The sequence below is a fragment of the Streptomyces sp. NPDC087844 genome, assembly GCF_044742785.1.
In the GTDB taxonomy this organism is placed as follows: Bacteria; Actinomycetota; Actinomycetes; order Streptomycetales; family Streptomycetaceae; genus Streptomyces.
Map to the genome: position 1 here is coordinate 112554 of NZ_JBIUVD010000015.1, position 15199 is coordinate 127752.

General features: G+C 71.8%; 11 protein-coding genes. 5 read left to right on the plus strand and 6 right to left on the minus strand.

Going from position 1 to position 15199, the window contains the following annotated elements; translation table 11 throughout:
- Positions 1-33 precede the first annotated feature (33 nt).
- The gene (locus tag ACIOKD_RS26910; RefSeq protein ID WP_402088987.1) at positions 34-1665 is read right to left on the minus strand and encodes a carboxyl transferase domain-containing protein; all 1632 of its coding nucleotides are present in this window, start codon (positions 1663-1665) and stop codon (positions 34-36) included.
- A gap of 108 nt (positions 1666-1773) precedes the next feature.
- Here ACIOKD_RS26910 and ACIOKD_RS26915 point away from each other — a divergent pair, with 108 nt between their 5' ends.
- From ACIOKD_RS26915 to ACIOKD_RS26925, 3 genes are all read left to right on the plus strand, one after another.
- Positions 1774-2382, plus strand: a complete 609-nt coding sequence (locus ACIOKD_RS26915) for a TetR/AcrR family transcriptional regulator (RefSeq protein WP_402088991.1) — start codon at positions 1774-1776, stop codon at positions 2380-2382.
- 152 nt (positions 2383-2534) lie between these two features.
- A complete protein-coding gene (locus tag ACIOKD_RS26920; protein WP_402089301.1) occupies positions 2535-3692 on the plus strand; it encodes an acyl-CoA dehydrogenase family protein in 1158 nt (385 codons plus the stop codon).
- Between the two features lie 46 nt (positions 3693-3738).
- The gene (locus tag ACIOKD_RS26925) at positions 3739-4620 is read left to right on the plus strand and encodes an acyl-CoA thioesterase (RefSeq protein WP_402088994.1); all 882 of its coding nucleotides are present in this window, start codon (positions 3739-3741) and stop codon (positions 4618-4620) included.
- A 1-nt stretch (position 4621) separates the two neighbouring features.
- Here the strand turns inward: ACIOKD_RS26925 and ACIOKD_RS26930 are convergent, their stop codons facing one another.
- Both ACIOKD_RS26930 and ACIOKD_RS26935 read right to left on the minus strand, forming a co-directional pair.
- Positions 4622-5419: a phosphatase gene (locus ACIOKD_RS26930; protein WP_402088997.1), complete on the minus strand. Its 798-nt coding sequence runs from the start codon at positions 5417-5419 to the stop codon at positions 4622-4624.
- 314 nt (positions 5420-5733) lie between these two features.
- Positions 5734-7263, minus strand: coding sequence for a PucR family transcriptional regulator (locus ACIOKD_RS26935; protein WP_402089001.1), 1530 nt, complete (start codon positions 7261-7263; stop codon positions 5734-5736).
- A gap of 169 nt (positions 7264-7432) precedes the next feature.
- On the opposite strand from ACIOKD_RS26935, the gene speB reads away from it, so the two are divergent.
- Positions 7433-8401: an agmatinase gene (gene speB / locus ACIOKD_RS26940; RefSeq protein WP_402089004.1), complete on the plus strand. Its 969-nt coding sequence runs from the start codon at positions 7433-7435 to the stop codon at positions 8399-8401.
- Positions 8398-10086, plus strand: coding sequence for a thiamine pyrophosphate-binding protein (locus ACIOKD_RS26945; RefSeq protein ID WP_402089007.1), 1689 nt, complete (start codon positions 8398-8400; stop codon positions 10084-10086). Before speB ends, ACIOKD_RS26945 begins: the two co-directional genes overlap by 4 nt.
- 73 nt (positions 10087-10159) lie before the next feature.
- On the opposite strand, the gene ACIOKD_RS26950 is transcribed toward ACIOKD_RS26945, so the two are convergent.
- The 3 genes from ACIOKD_RS26950 to ACIOKD_RS26960 all read right to left on the minus strand — a co-directional run bounded on the left by ACIOKD_RS26950 (position 10160) and on the right by ACIOKD_RS26960 (position 15179).
- Complete coding sequence (locus tag ACIOKD_RS26950; protein ID WP_402089010.1) at positions 10160-11659, minus strand: FG-GAP and VCBS repeat-containing protein; 1500 nt, start codon at positions 11657-11659, stop codon at positions 10160-10162.
- A 220-nt stretch (positions 11660-11879) separates the two neighbouring features.
- On the minus strand, positions 11880-12683 hold the full coding sequence (locus ACIOKD_RS26955) for an endonuclease I family protein (RefSeq protein ID WP_402089013.1): 804 nt from the start codon (positions 12681-12683) through the stop codon (positions 11880-11882).
- 237 nt (positions 12684-12920) lie between these two features.
- A complete protein-coding gene (locus tag ACIOKD_RS26960; protein ID WP_402089016.1) occupies positions 12921-15179 on the minus strand; it encodes an ArnT family glycosyltransferase in 2259 nt (752 codons plus the stop codon).
- Positions 15180-15199: the final 20 nt, after the last annotated feature.

Below are 15199 nucleotides of genomic sequence, written 5' to 3' on the forward strand. Positions count from 1 at the left end.
ACGATCCGTCCCCTTACATCCGGAAGACGCCGATTACATCCGGAAGACGCCGAACTGGGGCTGTGTCTGATCCTTCTGGCCCAGTGGCGCGTTCACACAGGCCGTCAGGGCCAGACCCAGTACCTGCCGGGTCTCCATCGGGTCGATCACGCCGTCGTCCCAGAGCCGGGCCGTGGCGTAGTAGGCGTTCCCCTGGGTCTCGTACTGAGCGCGGATCGGGTCCTTGAAGGCCTCTTCGTCCTCCGCCGGCCAGGACTCGCCGCGGCCCTCCAACTGGTCGCGTTTGACGGTCGCGAGGACCGACGCGGCCTGCTCGCCGCCCATCACGGAGATCTTGGCGTTCGGCCACATCCACAGGAAGCGCGGGGAGTACGCCCGGCCGCACATCGAGTAGTTGCCCGCGCCGTAGGACCCCCCGACCACCACCGTCAGCTTCGGTACGCGGGTGCAGGCCACCGCGGTCACCATCTTGGCGCCGTGCTTGGCGATGCCCCCGGCCTCGTACCGGCGGCCCACCATGAAGCCCGAGATGTTCTGCAGGAAGACCAGCGGGATACCGCGCTGGTCGCACAGCTCGATGAAGTGGGCGCCCTTCTGGGCGGACTCGGAGAACAGGATGCCGTTGTTGGCGACGATGCCGACCGGGTGGCCGTGGACGCGGGCGAAGCCGGTGACGAGGGTCTGGCCGAACTCGGACTTGAACTCCGCGAAGCGTGAGCCGTCCACCACGCGCGCGATGACCTCGCGTACGTCGTAGGGGGTGCGGGAGTCGACCGGCACCGCGCCGTACAGCCCGGCGGGGTCCACCTTCGGCTCGACGGCGGACGTGACCGACCAGGGCAGGGGGCCGCGGTCGGGGAGGGTGGAGACGATCGTCCGTACGATCCGCAGCGCGTGCGCGTCGTCCTCCGCCAGGTGGTCGGTGACGCCGGAGACCCGGGAGTGGACCTCGCCGCCGCCCAGCTCCTCCGCCGTGACCACCTCGCCGGTCGCGGCCTTCACCAGGGGCGGACCGCCGAGGAAGATCGTGCCCTGGCCGCGCACGATGACGGCCTCGTCGCTCATCGCCGGGACGTACGCCCCGCCGGCCGTGCACGAGCCGAGGACGGCCGCGATCTGGGGGATGCCGGCGCCGGACATCCGGGCCTGGTTGTAGAAGATCCGGCCGAAGTGGTCGCGGTCGGGGAAGACCTCGTCCTGCATCGGGAGGAAGGCGCCGCCCGAGTCCACCAGGTAGACGCAGGGGAGGCGGTTCTCAAGCGCCACCTCCTGGGCGCGCAGGTGTTTCTTCACCGTCATCGGGTAGTACGTGCCGCCCTTGACCGTGGCGTCGTTGGCGACCACCACGCACTCGCGGCCCGCGACCCGGCCGATGCCGGCGATGACGCCCGCCGCCGGGGCCTGTCCCTCGTACAGTCCGTCGGCCGCCAGCGGGGCCAGCTCCAGGAACGGTGAGCCGGGGTCGAGCAGCGTGTCCACACGGTCGCGCGGCAGCAGTTTGCCGCGGGCGGTGTGCCGGGCGCGGGCCCGCTCGCCGCCGCCGAGGCGCGCCGCGGCGAGCTTGCGCCGCAGCTCGTCGACGAGGGCGCGGTGTGCCGCCTCGTTGGTCCGCCAGGCCTCCGACGCGGGATCGGCCGCGCTGTGGAGCTCCGGTGCCTCGTGCATCCTGCGGTCCCCTCACCCGGTGTGCCCGGTCAATGAACCAAGTTAATGAGCGTTAACGCGTTTCGTTCAGGTTAACGAGCGCTAACCATCCTGTCTAGAATTGCTTCCATGGCCACCAGAACCGACGCCCCCACCCGCCGCGAGCAGATCCTCCGTGCAGCCGCCCGGCTCTTCGCCGAACGCGGCTTCCACGGGGTCGGTGTCGATGAGATAGGTGCGGCGGTCGGCATCAGCGGGCCCGGCCTGTACCGCCACTTCGCAGGCAAGGACGCGATGCTCGCCGAGCTGCTGGTGGGGATCAGTGAGCAGCTGCTGACCGGCGGCAAGCTCCGCGTGGCGGAGTCCGACGGGAGCCCGGAGGCGCTCCTCGACTCGCTCATCGAGGGGCACATCGACTTCGCGCTCGACGACCGCCCGCTGATCACCCTGCACGACCGCGAGCTGGACCGCCTCCGGGACACCGACCGCAAGCTCGTACGGCAGCTGCAGCGTCAGTACGTCGAGCTGTGGGTCGAGGTCGTGCGGGAGATCCATCCCGCGCTGGCCGAGCCGAGTGCCCGTTCGGCCGTGCACTCGGTCTTCGGGCTGCTGAATTCCACGCCGCACCTGGGGCGGTCCGGGTCGCTGCCCGGACGGGCGGGCACGGCGGAACTGTTGCACCGTATGGCGAGGGGCGCGTTCGCGGCCGCGGGGGCGTCCGGAGCGGCCGGGGCGTGACGAGCGTCTCGGGGAGCCTGCGGGTCCTGGTCTGGACGATGGTCGTGACCGGCCGGTAACGTAGGCCTGAGCAAGCGCTTAGGCAGGTGCTTGGATTTGCGCCCAGACATGCGCGTAGACACGGAAACTTGAGCCAGGCGGAGGTGGCGGCGGTGCGCCGTACGGTGTTCAGCGAGGATCACGAGGCGTTCCGGGAGACCCTGCGCGCCTTCATCGAGGCCGAGGTCGTACCGGTCTACGACGAGTGGTTCGCGGCGGGCCAGGTGCCCCGCGACTTCTACTACAAGCTCGCCGAGCTGGGCGTCTTCGGTATCCGCGTGGACGAGGAGTTCGGCGGCGCGGGCATCGACTCGTACAAGTTCGAGGCCGTGATGTACGAGGAGACGGCCCGCGCGGGTGTCTCCTTCGGCGGTTCCGGTGTGCACGTGCTGCTGGGCCTGCCCTACATCAAGGCGCTCGCCACCGACGAGCAGAAGAAGCGCTTCCTGCCGAAGTTCGTCTCCGGTGAGCAGATGTGGGCCCTCGCGATGACCGAGCCGGGCACCGGCTCCGACCTCGCGGGCATGAAGACCACCGCGAAGCTCTCCGAGGACGGCTCGCACTACGTCCTCAACGGCGCCAAGACCTTCATCACCGGTGGCGTGCACGCCGACCGCGTGATCGTCTGCGCCCGCACCTCCCCGTCCACGGCCGAGGACCGCCGCTTCGGCATCTCCCTCTTCGCCGTCGACACCAAGGCCGAGGGCTACTCGGTGGGCCGCAAGCTCGACAAGCTCGGACTGAAGACCTCCGACACCGCCGAGCTGGCGTTCGTCGACGTGAAGGTGCCCGTCGAGGACCTGCTCGGCGAGGAGAACAAGGGCTTCCACTACCTCGGCGGCAACCTGCCCTCCGAGCGCTGGGGCATCGCCTTCGGCGCGTACGCCCAGGCCGCGGCGGCCGTCCGCTTCGCCAAGGAGTACGTGCTTGAGCGCACGGTCTTCGGCAAGCCGGTCTCGCACTTCCAGAACACCAAGTTCGAGCTGGCCGCCTGCCAGGCCGAGGTGGACGCCGCGCAGGCGGTCGCCGACCGTGCCCTGGAGGCCCTCGACCAGGGCGAGCTCTCGGCGGCCGAGGCCGCGTCCGCGAAGCTGTTCTGCACCGAGGTCGCGCACCGCGTCATCGACCGCTGCCTCCAGTTGCACGGCGGCTACGGCTTCATGAACGAGTACCCGATCGCCCGCCTGTACGCGGACAACCGCGTCAACCGCATCTACGGCGGCACCAGCGAGATCATGAAGTCGATCATCGCCAAGAACATGGGCCTGTAGGGCTCGCGAAAACATCCGGGAAACGACTGCACGGTACAACTGACGCATGAGTCAGGCACTTGAGGGACTGCTCGATCTGCTCGACCTTGAGCGGATCGAGCAGGACATGTTCCGCGGCCAGTCGCGCTTCGCCGTCGTCCCGCGTGTCTTCGGCGGACAGGTCGCGGCGCAGGCGCTGGTCGCCGCGGGGCGCACGGTCCCCGCGGACCGGCCCGCCCACTCGCTGCACGCCTACTTCCTGCGTGCCGGGGACCCGGGCGCGCCCATCGTCTACACCGTCGACCGCATCCGCGACGGCCGGTCCTTCACGACCCGCCGGGTGGTCGCCGTCCAGCACGGCCAGCCGATCTTCCACCTCTCCGCGTCGTTCCAGACGTACGAGGAGGGCATGGACCACCAGGCCGACATGCCGCCCGCGCCCGACCCGGAGACCCTGGAGACCACGGCCGAGATGCTGCCGCGGTACCTGGAGGCGTACGGGGACAGGGGTGTCGCGCAGCGGATGCTGGAGGCGCGGGCCGCCGTCGACCTGCGCTATGTCGACGCGCCGCCGTTCGCCAGTGTCGGCAGGCCGCGTGAACCGCGCTCGCAGGTGTGGTTCCGCACCAACGGCAAGCTCGACGGCGCGATCGACGAGCCGCTGCTGCACGTCTGCCTCGCCACCTACGTCTCCGACATGACGCTCCTGGACTCCGTGCTGCTCGCCCACGGGCGCGGCGGCTGGGTCACCGGGGACGTCGTCGGGGCCTCCCTGGACCACGCGATGTGGTTCCACCGGCCGTTCCGCGCCGACGAATGGCTCCTGTACGACCAGGAGTCGCCGTCCGCGTCCGGGGGGCGGGGCCTTGGGCAGGCCCGTATCTACACGCGGGACGGGCGGCTGGCGATCACGGTGATCCAGGAGGGCGTGGTCCGGATCCCGCGCTAGTTCACTCGCTGCCGGTGAGGCCCGCCGCGTCCAGCAGGTACGCCGTCATCGGGTCGTAGTGGCGGGGGCTCGTGACGTGGTCGTCCATGGGGACGGTCACCTGGACCGTGCCCTCGGACTCGGCGAGGAACAGGGCCGGGTCGTTGCAGTCCGCGTAGCCCACGGAGTCCACGCCCAGCTGGCCCGCGCAGCCCGCCCAGCCGTGGTCCGCGACGACCAGGTCGGGCAGCGGGCGGCCCTCGCCCTCCAGGCCCTTCAGGATCGCCCGCATCGGCTCGCCCGAGTGGGTGTGCCACAGCGTCGCGCCGTGCTCCAGGACCGCGACGTCGGCGAACTGGAAGACGTACCCCTCGTCCGTGGTCAGCCCGTCCGGGATGACGACGATCTCGCAGCCGGCGGCGCGCAGGGCGGCGGCGGTGGCGCGGTGCACGTCGAGCAGGCCGCCCGGGTGGCCCGTCGCGAACAGCACGCGCTGTCTGCCGGCGGCGGCCTTGCGCAGGCGGCCCGCCATGCGCTCCAGCGCGTCGACGGTCAGCTCCGGGTCGATGGTGTCCTGGCCGTACCGGTACTCGGGGTCGTCGTTCACGCCGCACCGCTCGGCCATCACCGCGAGGACGTCCTGCTCGTCGGTCCAGCGGTCGCCGAGCTCCAGACCGAGCCAGTAGTTGCGGTCGCCGTTGGCCAGCTTGCGGTAGTGGGAGAGGTTGTTCTCGCGGGGGGTGGCCACATTGCCCGCGATACGCGTCTGTACGAGGTGGTCGAGGAGGTCGGCGCGGCTGGGGGTCCCGGGTATCGGCATACCCCCATTCTGCCGGTGCGCTCCGCCGGGTGGTGCCGGGTATCGAACCGTGGGATCTGAGTCACTCGGGGGTTTGGGGTCGGGTCGGGTTGTCTGCCGGCTGCGGGCGGGTGGAGGCCGGCCGCGCAGTTCCCCGCGCCCCTGGAGGGCGGGGCTGCGCCCCGGGCCCCGAGCTCGGGCGGTCGTCGGCTGCGGGCGGGTGGGGGCTGGTCGCGCAGTTCCTCGCGCCCCTGGAGGGCGGGGCCGCGGCCCCGCTGTTTTCAGCCGTCCGGCGTTTGAGGACCGGGGGTTCGGGGGCGGAGCCCCTGAGGCGGTCATGCGTGGCTCAGCGCGAACCACAGGTTCATTCGGGTGTCCGGGTCGTCCAGGTCCGTGTCCAGGAGTGCCGCGCAGCGCGCGACCCGCTGGCGGACCGTGTTGCGGTGGACCGAGAGCGCCACCGCCGTACGGTCCCAACTGCCGTGCAGGGAGAGCCAGGTGCGGAGGGTCTCCATGAGCGCGGGGTTCCCGGCGATGGGGGCCAGGACCGCACGGGCGTGGGCGGCGGCCTCGGCCGGCGGGACGAGCCCGGCCAAGCCCGGCCGGTCACCGTGGCGGACCAGGTCCGCGCGGCTCGCCCTCGCCCGGGACAGGGCCCGCGCCGCCTGGATGTCGCCGGTCCGCCACTCGCCCGGGACGACAGCCGCGCTCACCCCGCACGTCCAGCCGGGCTGGGCGACGGGTTCACGGTGACCCGCGGGGACGAGGACCCGTACGACGTCACCGTCCACGTCGACCAGCGGAGACCCGAGCGCCGCCCCGAGCGCCGACGCGGCGACGGCGTCCGGCGCGGGCCCGTCCGGCCGCGCGTGCACGACCACCCACCGCTCACCGCCGTCCAGCAGCGGCGCGACCTCTTCCGGCGCGGCCCCCAGCAGTACGCGTACGAGCGCCGAGGAGCGGGCCGCGCCCGTACCGCTCTGGTGCTCCCCGGTCAGGAGGGAGAGGAGCACCGCGCCCACGGAGGCGATCGTGTGGTCGCCCGGATCGCGGCGGGCGGCGGCCACGCCGAGGACGAAGCCCTGGCCGGTGCCGAGGGCGTACGCGGCGAGATGGACACCGGCCACGGTGTCACTGGCGGAGGACGGCGTCGGACCGGTACCGAGGCCCGGACCGCCGCCGTCCCCGCCGTCCCCGCCGTGGCCGGCGGGCCGCACCACCGCCGCCAGCCCCGCCAACGCCGCACCCACCTCCACCTCCGGCCCCGGCAACCGCCCCGCCGAAGCCACCTCCCCGCCGTCCGGCGCGTACAGCGCGGCGCGGCCCCCCGTCCGCCGGGCGAGCTGCCGAAGCACCGACGGAACCGGGTCCGGGCGCGCCGCGGCCGCGGCCAGGCTCTGCTGGGCCTCCGTGACGCGGCGCAGCTCCGTGTGCCGCGCCTGGGCCATGAGCTGCCAGACCGCCCGGGCCACGCCCGAGAAGGTCGTACGGGGCGGCACCTCCACGAGCGGCAGCCCGTAGTGGTCGCAGGCCTCGACCAGGGCCCGTGGAACCGTGTCGTGCACCGGCGCCACCCCGAAGCCGAGCGCCGAACCCCCCGCCTCGACGATCCGCGACACGTACGCGTCGAAGTACGTGCGCGATCCCGCCACCTCCGGAATGTGCACCCCCGCCGTCAGCAGCAGCTCGCCGCCGAGCAGATACGGGTACGGGTCCGCCATCTCCGAGGTGTGCGCCCAGTGGATCACCGTGGCCGGATCACGCGGCCCCGCGATCTGCCGCAACCCCAGGTCCTCCCGGGCCAGCAGGGCGGCCAGCGGGACCGGCGGGGTGGGCGGGACTGCGGGAACGGCGGCGTCCGGCATGGTGGACGTTTCCTCCATCTGATCCGGTGACGGTGGATGAAACGTACACTTCAGTGCCGCTTTCCGGCCACCTAACCTCATGGTGGCCACCGAGAGCGCGAAGTTTCCCTTCCCGCTGAACCGCTGAACCGCTGAACCGCTGAACCGCGTGAAAAGAGAGCATCGGTCCATGAACAGCAACGAGACGCCCCGCGGACCCGTCGACTCCTCCCGCGTACCGCGCTACGCGGGACCGGCTACCTTCGCCCGGCTGCCCCGCCTCGACGAGGTCGGCACCACCGATGTCGCCGTGGTCGGTGTGCCGTTCGACGCGGGCGTCTCGTACCGGCCGGGGGCCCGCTTCGGCGGGAACGCGATCCGCGAGGCGAGCCGGCTGCTGCGGCCGTACAACCCGGCGCAGGACGCCTCGCCGTTCGCCCTCGCGCAGGTCGCGGACGCCGGTGACATCGCCGCGAACCCGTTCGACATCAACGAGGCCGTCGAGACCATCGAGGGCGCCGCGGACGAACTCCTCGGCACCGGCGCCCGGCTGATGACCCTCGGCGGCGACCACACCATCGCGCTGCCGCTGCTGCGCGCGGTCGCCCGCAGGCACGGCCCGGTCGCGCTGCTCCACTTCGACGCGCACCTCGACACCTGGGACACCTACTTCGGCGCCGAGTACACCCACGGCACCCCGTTCCGGCGGGCCGTCGAGGAAGGCATCCTCGACACCGAGGCGCTCTCCCACGTCGGCACCCGCGGCCCGCTGTACGGCCGGCAGGACCTCACCGACGACGAGAAGATGGGCTTCGGCATCGTCACCTCCGCCGACATCTACCGGCGCGGCGCCGACGAGGTGGCCGACCAGCTCCGGCAGCGCATCGGCGACCGCCCGCTCTACATATCCATCGACATCGACTGCCTCGACCCGGCCCACGCGCCCGGCACGGGGACGCCGGAGGCGGGCGGCATGACCTCGCGCGAACTGCTGGAGATCCTGCGGGGCCTCGCCTCCTGCCACCTGGTCTCCGCGGACGTCGTCGAGGTCGCCCCCGCGTACGATCACGCCGAGATCACCTCGGTCGCCGCGTCCCACACGGCGTACGAGCTCACGACCATCATGTCCCGCCAGATTGCAGAGGCCCGCGCGCAGTGACCCACGACCACGACCTGGTGCTCCGCCCGACCGCGGCGCAGACGAAGGCCGCGCTCGACCCGCCGCCCGGCCGCAACGGCGGAGACCTGGTCGTGGAGACCCTCACCGGTCTCGGCGCGACCACCGTCTTCGGGCTGCCGGGACAGCACGCGCTCGGCATGTTCGACGCGCTGCGCCGCTCCGACCTCGCGTACATCGGCCTGCGGGTCGAGAACAACGCCGGGTTCGCGGCGGACGCGTACGGCCGGATCACCGGCGAGGCCGCCCCGCTGCTCCTCTCGACCGGTCCCGGCGCGCTGACCTCGCTGGCCGCGCTCCAGGAGGCGGCAGCCGCGAGCGCCCCCGTCCTCGCCATCAGCAGCCAGGTCCCGGGCCCGGGACTCGGCGGCGGCCGGCACGGCTACCTCCACGAACTCCCCGACCAGCAGGCCTCGTTCAGGGGCGTGGTGAAGTCCGTCCACCCGGTCCGTACGCAGTCGCAGATCCCCTCCGCGATCGCCGAGGCCTGGGAATCGGCGCTCACCGCCCCGCACGGGCCCGTATGGGTGGAGATTCCGCAGGACGTGCTGCTCGCCGAGACGGCCCTGCCCGCCGTCACGGCCGTCGACGCGGCGCCCCACGACCTGCCCCCGCGCCCCGAACTGACCGCCGTGGCCGCCGACCTGCTCGCCAACGCGGTCCGACCGGTGATCATCGCGGGCGGCGGAGTCGTACGCGCCGACGCGTCGGGCAAGCTGAGGCAGCTCGCCGAGCGGCTGAACGCGCCCGTCGTCACCACCTTCGGGGGCAAGGGCGCCTTCCCCTGGCACCATCCGCTCTCGCTCCAGTCCTGGCTGGAGGACCGGCACACCACGGACTTCCTGGAGGACGCCGACGTACTCCTCGTGGTCGGTTCCGGGCTCGGTGAACTCTCCTCGAACTACCACACGTTCAAGCCCCGCGGCCGGGTGATCCAGATCGAGGCCGACCTCGGGAAACTGGAGTCCAACCACCCGGCCCTCGGCATCCACGCGGACGCCCGCCTCGCCCTGTCGGCGCTGCTCGAAACCATCACGGAGCAGCGGCAGGACGCGACGGCCGCGGAGCGCGTACGGACCGTGCTCGACCTCGTCCGCGAGCGGATCGACGCGCAGGAACTCACCCTGGAGCAGCGGGTGCTGGCGGCTGTCAGGGAAGCCCTGCCGGACCGGTCGGCCAGCTTCTGGGACATGACGATCCTCGCCTACTGGGCCTGGTCCGCCTTCGACGCCCGCCGCCCCAACACCATGCACTCCGCCCAGGGCGCGGGCGGCCTCGGCTACGCCTTCCCCGCGGCCATCGGCGGCGCGGTCGCCGACCCCACCCACCCGGTCCTCGCGGTCTCGGGCGACGGCGGCGCGCTCTACTCCATCGCCGAACTCGCCACCGCCAGGCAGCACGACCTCGACGTGACCTGGCTCATCGTCGACGACGGCGGCTACGGCATCCTGCGCGAGTACATGACGGACGCCTTCGGGCAGTCCACGGCCACCGAACTGACCCGCCCGGACTACGTGGCGCTCGCGGAGTCCTTCGGCGTCCCCGGCGTACGGACCACCGCGGACACCCTCGCCGCCGACCTCGCCAAGGCCCTGGCCACCCCCGGCCCCTCGGTGGTCGTGCTGCCGGCCCTGCTGCGGATGTTCGCGCCGACGCACCTGGGCTGAACATGAGGGTGGGGCGGCACCTGGCCGCCCCACCGTCATGTCCATGGACCAGTCATGTCCGTGGACCAGTCGCTCAGCGCAGGTACGACCCGAAGTGCGCGGCCGTCGCGGGGGCGCCGAGGTCACCGGCGCCGAACGCGACGGACGAGGTGGCGGTGAGGCCGCTCGCCGTGCCGTTCAGCACCCAGACCGCGCCGTTCTGCTCGTTCTCGGCCGTGGAGCCGGCCGCGAGGTCGGCATGGCCGTCGCCGTTGAGGTCCAGCAGGGCGCTGCTCACACCGAACTCGTCGCTGTTCTCGGCGACTCCGGGAATACCGGCGGTGTTCTGGTGGAAGACCTGCGTCCCGGCACCCGTGGCGCCGGAGGCGCTGCCGGGGACCAGGGCGATCGAGCCGGCGTCGTAGAGGTCGCCGATGTCCTCGCCCGGGATGCCGAGCGCGATGTCGGCGTAGCCGTCACCCGTGACGTCCGCGACCGAGACCGAGGCGCCGATCTCGTCCTCCTCCTCCTCGACTCCGGGGAAGCCGGGGCTGTCCTGGTTGAAGGTCTGGACGCGGTCCTCGGACAGGCCGGTGGCCGAACCGAGCGCGACCTTGACGGTGCCGCTGCCCCAGTCGTTGCCGACCACGACGTCGTCGAAGCCGTCGTTGTCGACGTCCCCGATGCCGGTGCCCGTCCTGTTGCCGGCGGCCTCACCGGGCACCCAGCCGCGCTTGAAACCCGTCGCGCCGCCGCCGAGCAGCAGGCGGTTGCCCCAGACGCCGTCGCCCTGGTAATCCCAGACGACGATGTCGTCCTTTCCGTCACCGTTGACGTCGCCGGTCTCGGAGGAGGCGAACGGACCGCTGATCGAGTCGCCGTCCTCCTCGCAGCCGCCATTGGTGGCGCAGGACGCGTCGTCGGCGTCGTAGCCCCACCAGTCGGCCTTGTCCAGGACGGGCAGGGTGGAGGTGGGCTGTCCGGCGCGCGAGATCGGGCCCTTCCACACGGTGGCGGCGCTGCTGGGGGCCTCGTCGCCGAAGGAGGTCACCTGTTCGAACAGTGCGAGGTCCGTCTTGCCGTCGCCGTCGAAGTCGCCGGCGGTGGGGGACTGCCCGTACCCGGCTATCGCCGTGCCGCCGGTGAGTCCGGAGGTGGAGCCCCACAGGATGACGGAGCCGGCCTTGCCGCCCGAGATCACCAGGTCGCTGAAGCCGTCGCCGTCCAGGTCGCCCTTGGTGAAGGTGGTCCCGAAGTACTCGCTCGCGACGGCGGAACCGGGAACGCCGCTGGTGGAGCGGCTGATGAGCTTCTTGTTTGCGGTGGAGACACCACTGGCGGAGCCGTACGTGACGGCCACATAGCCCGCCTTGGCCTTGCTGGAGATCGTGGCGCTCGGGGCTCCCACGACCAGGTCGGCGTAGCCGTCGCCGTTGAAGTCGTCCTGCGCGTCCGCCACCGCGTCGGCCGCCGTGGTGGCCGCCTGGGCCGAGGCGCCGGTGAGGGCCATCGCGCCGAATCCTCCGGCGAGCAGCACGGCCGCTGCCAGGGGCGCGCTGAGCGCGGTACGAGTTCGGCGGTGTGCTCGGGACATACGTGAGCCTTTCGAGTCGGTCGTCAGTCTTCGGTCGTCGCATTCCGCTTCTGCGTGCGGAATGCCGCGTTCACTGGGTTCGACTCGATCGGGGCGTCACCGGTTGTGCGCTTCGATGTCATGGATTTGTAACCGAGAGGACAGAAGTGGCACTGAACTCCCTTTTGGTGACCGGGAGTTCAGTGCCACTCACTGTCGGTTCGGTGCTGACCGTGCCGGTCTACCAGATCGCCTCGACCCACTCCGGGTGGTCGATGAACGGGTTCCGGTTGTGCTGGTAGTTGCTGTAGATCAGTTCGTTGCGGCGCGTCTCGGAGGTGCTGGGCGGGTCCGCCTCGTTCCACTTCTTCAGCACCGAGAGCCGGCCGTGGTACGGGACGCTGCCGTTGGTGACGGCGTCGTTGGGCTCCAGGTCGGCCCAGGCGTCGTCACCCTCGTAACGGACGGCCATGTAGAGGATCATCCGGGCGACGTCGCCCTTGACCGCGGCGCGGGGCTCGAAGGAGTTCGAGTCGGTGAGGCTGCCGCCGCTGTTGGTGAAGCTGCTGCCGCCGAGGTCGAAGTCCTTGTTGCCGCGGATGCTGTTGACCTGCACGTCCTCGGGCCGCAGGTGGTGCAGGTCGGTGCCGGGTCCGGCCGAGGTGCCGAAGTCGCCGTGCGACTGGGCCCAGGTGTGCTCGCGGTTCCAGTCTCCGACGTCACCGCCGTTGAGCGTCTTGCTGCGGGAGATGCCGGAGTAGAGCAGGACCACGTTGCTGCTGTTGTTCGGGTCCTGATCGGTGACCTTGAGCGCCTCCCAGACCGCGGCGTACGAGATCTTCGTCTGGCTGCTGATGATCGTGTGCAGGGAGCCCTTCAGGGCCGTGCCGGTCTTGCCGATCGCGTTCGCGTAGTACGTGTCGTCGTACGCGGTGGTGGTGGCCGCGGCGGGGGTCGCGGCGACCGTCGGGAGGGTGAGGCCGACGAGGACGGCGGAGACGCCGGCTGCCAGCGCCTTCCACTTGCCTGCGTGCGTTACGGACATGGGGGTGCCCTTTCCCGAGAACGGCACGCGCGGGGACGCGGGGCCCGGTGTGACGGGACCGCGTTCTACGCGTGTTGACAGGTAGGTCAATCGGGAGAGTGGCATGGACATGAGGTCGGTTGCGTAACGGGGAGGAGTCTTTTGTGTGACGTTCTCGCATACGACGCAACCCCCGGCCGTTTCCGGTCCAGGGGCTGCGAAGTGCCAGGGTTTTCCCCAACTGGCTTAGGGGAGACCCTAGTTGACGCCCTTGGCGTCGAGGCGGTAGAGGGACTGGGTGTTCTGGGAGTCGGAGGACTCGGCCGAGGAGCTGTCGGAGTCGGCCGAGGAGGCGCTGCTGTACTCGCTCGCCTTCACCGCCGTCGCGTGCTTCTGCACCCAGGTGGTCACCTCGGCGCTGACGCTGTCGGAGTCGCCTCCCATGCCACCTCCGCCCATGCCGCCGCCGCCGAGCACGATGTAGTGCAGTTCGCCCTTCTTCACGAGCTCCTTCAGCTTGGCGAGGGTCATGGCCTTGTCGCTGCCGGACCAGCCCCACATCGAGATGACGGGCTGCTCCGTGCTGACGATCATCTGGGCGGCGCTCTGTGAACTGGACACCGCGACCAGCCACTTGGCGCCGTCGCGGTGCTTCTCCAGGTAGGAGGTCATGGCGCTGTCGGCGCCACCGCCCATGCCGCCGCCGCCCATGCCGCCACCCGCGCCACCGGGCTGGGCGTCGCCGCCCTGCTCGCCGGTGTCCCCGGTGCCGTTCGGCGGGGTGCCGCCCTGCTGCTGGCCGCTGCCCTGCTGCTGGCCGCTCGGGGCGCCACTGGGGGCTCCGCTGGGGGGCGTACCCGTCTGGCCGCCGCCCGGGGCCTCGCCACCGGCTTCCGCACCGCCCTGTTGCCCGCCTTGCTGCTGGCCGCCGGGTGCCTGGCCGCCGCCGGGGAAGCCGCCCCGGCCGCCACCACCGCCGCCGGGTCCGCCGCCCATGCCGCCACCCGTGGTGGGGCCGGCCGTCGGGTTCGTACCGCTCATGCCGCCGCCCGAACTCGCGGGCACGGAGGCGGCGTAGGCCGCGGGCCCGGCGAGGGAGGCGACGACGGCGGCGGCCACGGCGCCGGTGAGGAAGCGCGTCCGGCGCCCGGACCGGAAGAGAAGGAGCCCGACGATCGCCAGGACCATCACCGCCGCGACGGCCGGCCACAGCCAGGTGTTCCAGCCGGAGGCGCGCCGCAGCAGGACGACGGCCCAGATGCCGGTGGCGGCGAACGCCACGGGCAGCACCCAGGACCAGCGCTTGGCGTCACCGGTGCGGAAGGCGCGCAAAAGCATCGCCCCGCCGCCTCCGCACAGCGCCGCGATACCGGGCGCGAGGGCGGTCGTGTAGTACGGGTGCATGGTGCCTTCGGCGAGGCTGAAGGTGAAGTAGTGCAGCACGGTCCAGCCGCCCCACAGGATCAGCGCGGCGCGCGTGAGGTCCGTACGGGGGGCGCGTCCGCGCAGGACGAGGCCGCCGACGAGGGCGATCGCGGAGAAGGGGAGGAGCCAGGAGATCTGGCCGCCCAGCACCTCGTTGAACATCCGGCCGATCCCGGCGGTCCCGGAGAAGCCGCCTCCTCCGCCTCCGCCTCCACCACCACCGTTGCCCTCGCCGCCGAGGACGCGGCCGAGGCCGTTGTAGCCCATGATCAGGTCCCAGGCGGTGCCGTCCGTCGAGCCGCCGATGTACGGCCGAGACGAGGCGGGCACGAACGACACGGCGGCGGCCCACCAGAAGCTGGACACCACGAGGGCGACCGCGGCGACGGCGAGGTTGCGGACCCGGCGGACCCAGCCGCCCTGGGCCGCGTACAGGTAGACGGCGAAGACGGCGGGCAGGGCGATGTAGCCCTGGAGCATCTTGGTGTTGAAGGCGAAGCCGAAGCACACGGCCGCGCCGACCAGCGGGAGCAGCTTGCCGTTGTGGACGGCACGCAGGGCCAGGGCGGCGCCCGCGACCATCAGCAGCACGAGCAGGGTGTCGGGGTTGTTGTCGCGGTTGATGGCGACGGTGATCGGGGTGAGCGCGAGGACGAGCGCGGCGACGGCGGCTGCGCCGTGCCCCCAGACCCGCTTGACGGACGCGTGCACGATCCAGATCGTGCCGAGGGCGGCGGCGACCAGCGGCAGCATCATCTGCCAGGTGCCGTACCCGAAGACGCGGCAGGACAGGCCCATCACCATCAGTACGAAGGGCGGCTTGTCCACGGTCATGAAGTTCCCGGCGTCCAGCGAGCCGAAGAACCACGCCTTCCAGCTCTGCGTGCCGCTGAACACGGCGGCGCTGTAGAAGCTGTTCAGGCTGGAGGAGGAGAGGTTCCAGGAGTACAGCACGCCGGCCAGGACGAGGATCGCGGCCAGCACGGGCAGCGACCAGCGGGGCGCCTTGTCCGGCCGCGCGGCCGGCTCGGCGGGCGGCGGCGAGGCGACGGCCTCGGGGGCGTGGGGGTACGGATCGGTGGCAGATGTCACGAGGTCATCGTGCGCGGCCG

Excerpts from the sequence above, each read along its gene's own strand:
- ACIOKD_RS26915 (WP_402088991.1), top strand. The coding sequence starts at position 1,774 with ATGGCCACCAGAACCGACGCCCCCACCCGCCGCGAGCAGATCCTCCGT.
- ACIOKD_RS26950 (WP_402089010.1), bottom strand. The coding sequence starts at position 11,659 with ATGTCCCGAGCACACCGCCGAACTCGTACCGCGCTCAGCGCGCCCCTG.
- ACIOKD_RS26930 (WP_402088997.1), bottom strand. The coding sequence starts at position 5,419 with ATGCCGATACCCGGGACCCCCAGCCGCGCCGACCTCCTCGACCACCTC.
- ACIOKD_RS26910 (WP_402088987.1), bottom strand. The coding sequence starts at position 1,665 with ATGCACGAGGCACCGGAGCTCCACAGCGCGGCCGATCCCGCGTCGGAG.
- ACIOKD_RS26955 (WP_402089013.1), bottom strand. The coding sequence starts at position 12,683 with ATGTCCGTAACGCACGCAGGCAAGTGGAAGGCGCTGGCAGCCGGCGTC.
- ACIOKD_RS26925 (WP_402088994.1), top strand. The coding sequence starts at position 3,739 with ATGAGTCAGGCACTTGAGGGACTGCTCGATCTGCTCGACCTTGAGCGG.
- ACIOKD_RS26935 (WP_402089001.1), bottom strand. The coding sequence starts at position 7,263 with ATGCCGGACGCCGCCGTTCCCGCAGTCCCGCCCACCCCGCCGGTCCCG.
- speB (WP_402089004.1), top strand. The coding sequence starts at position 7,433 with ATGAACAGCAACGAGACGCCCCGCGGACCCGTCGACTCCTCCCGCGTA.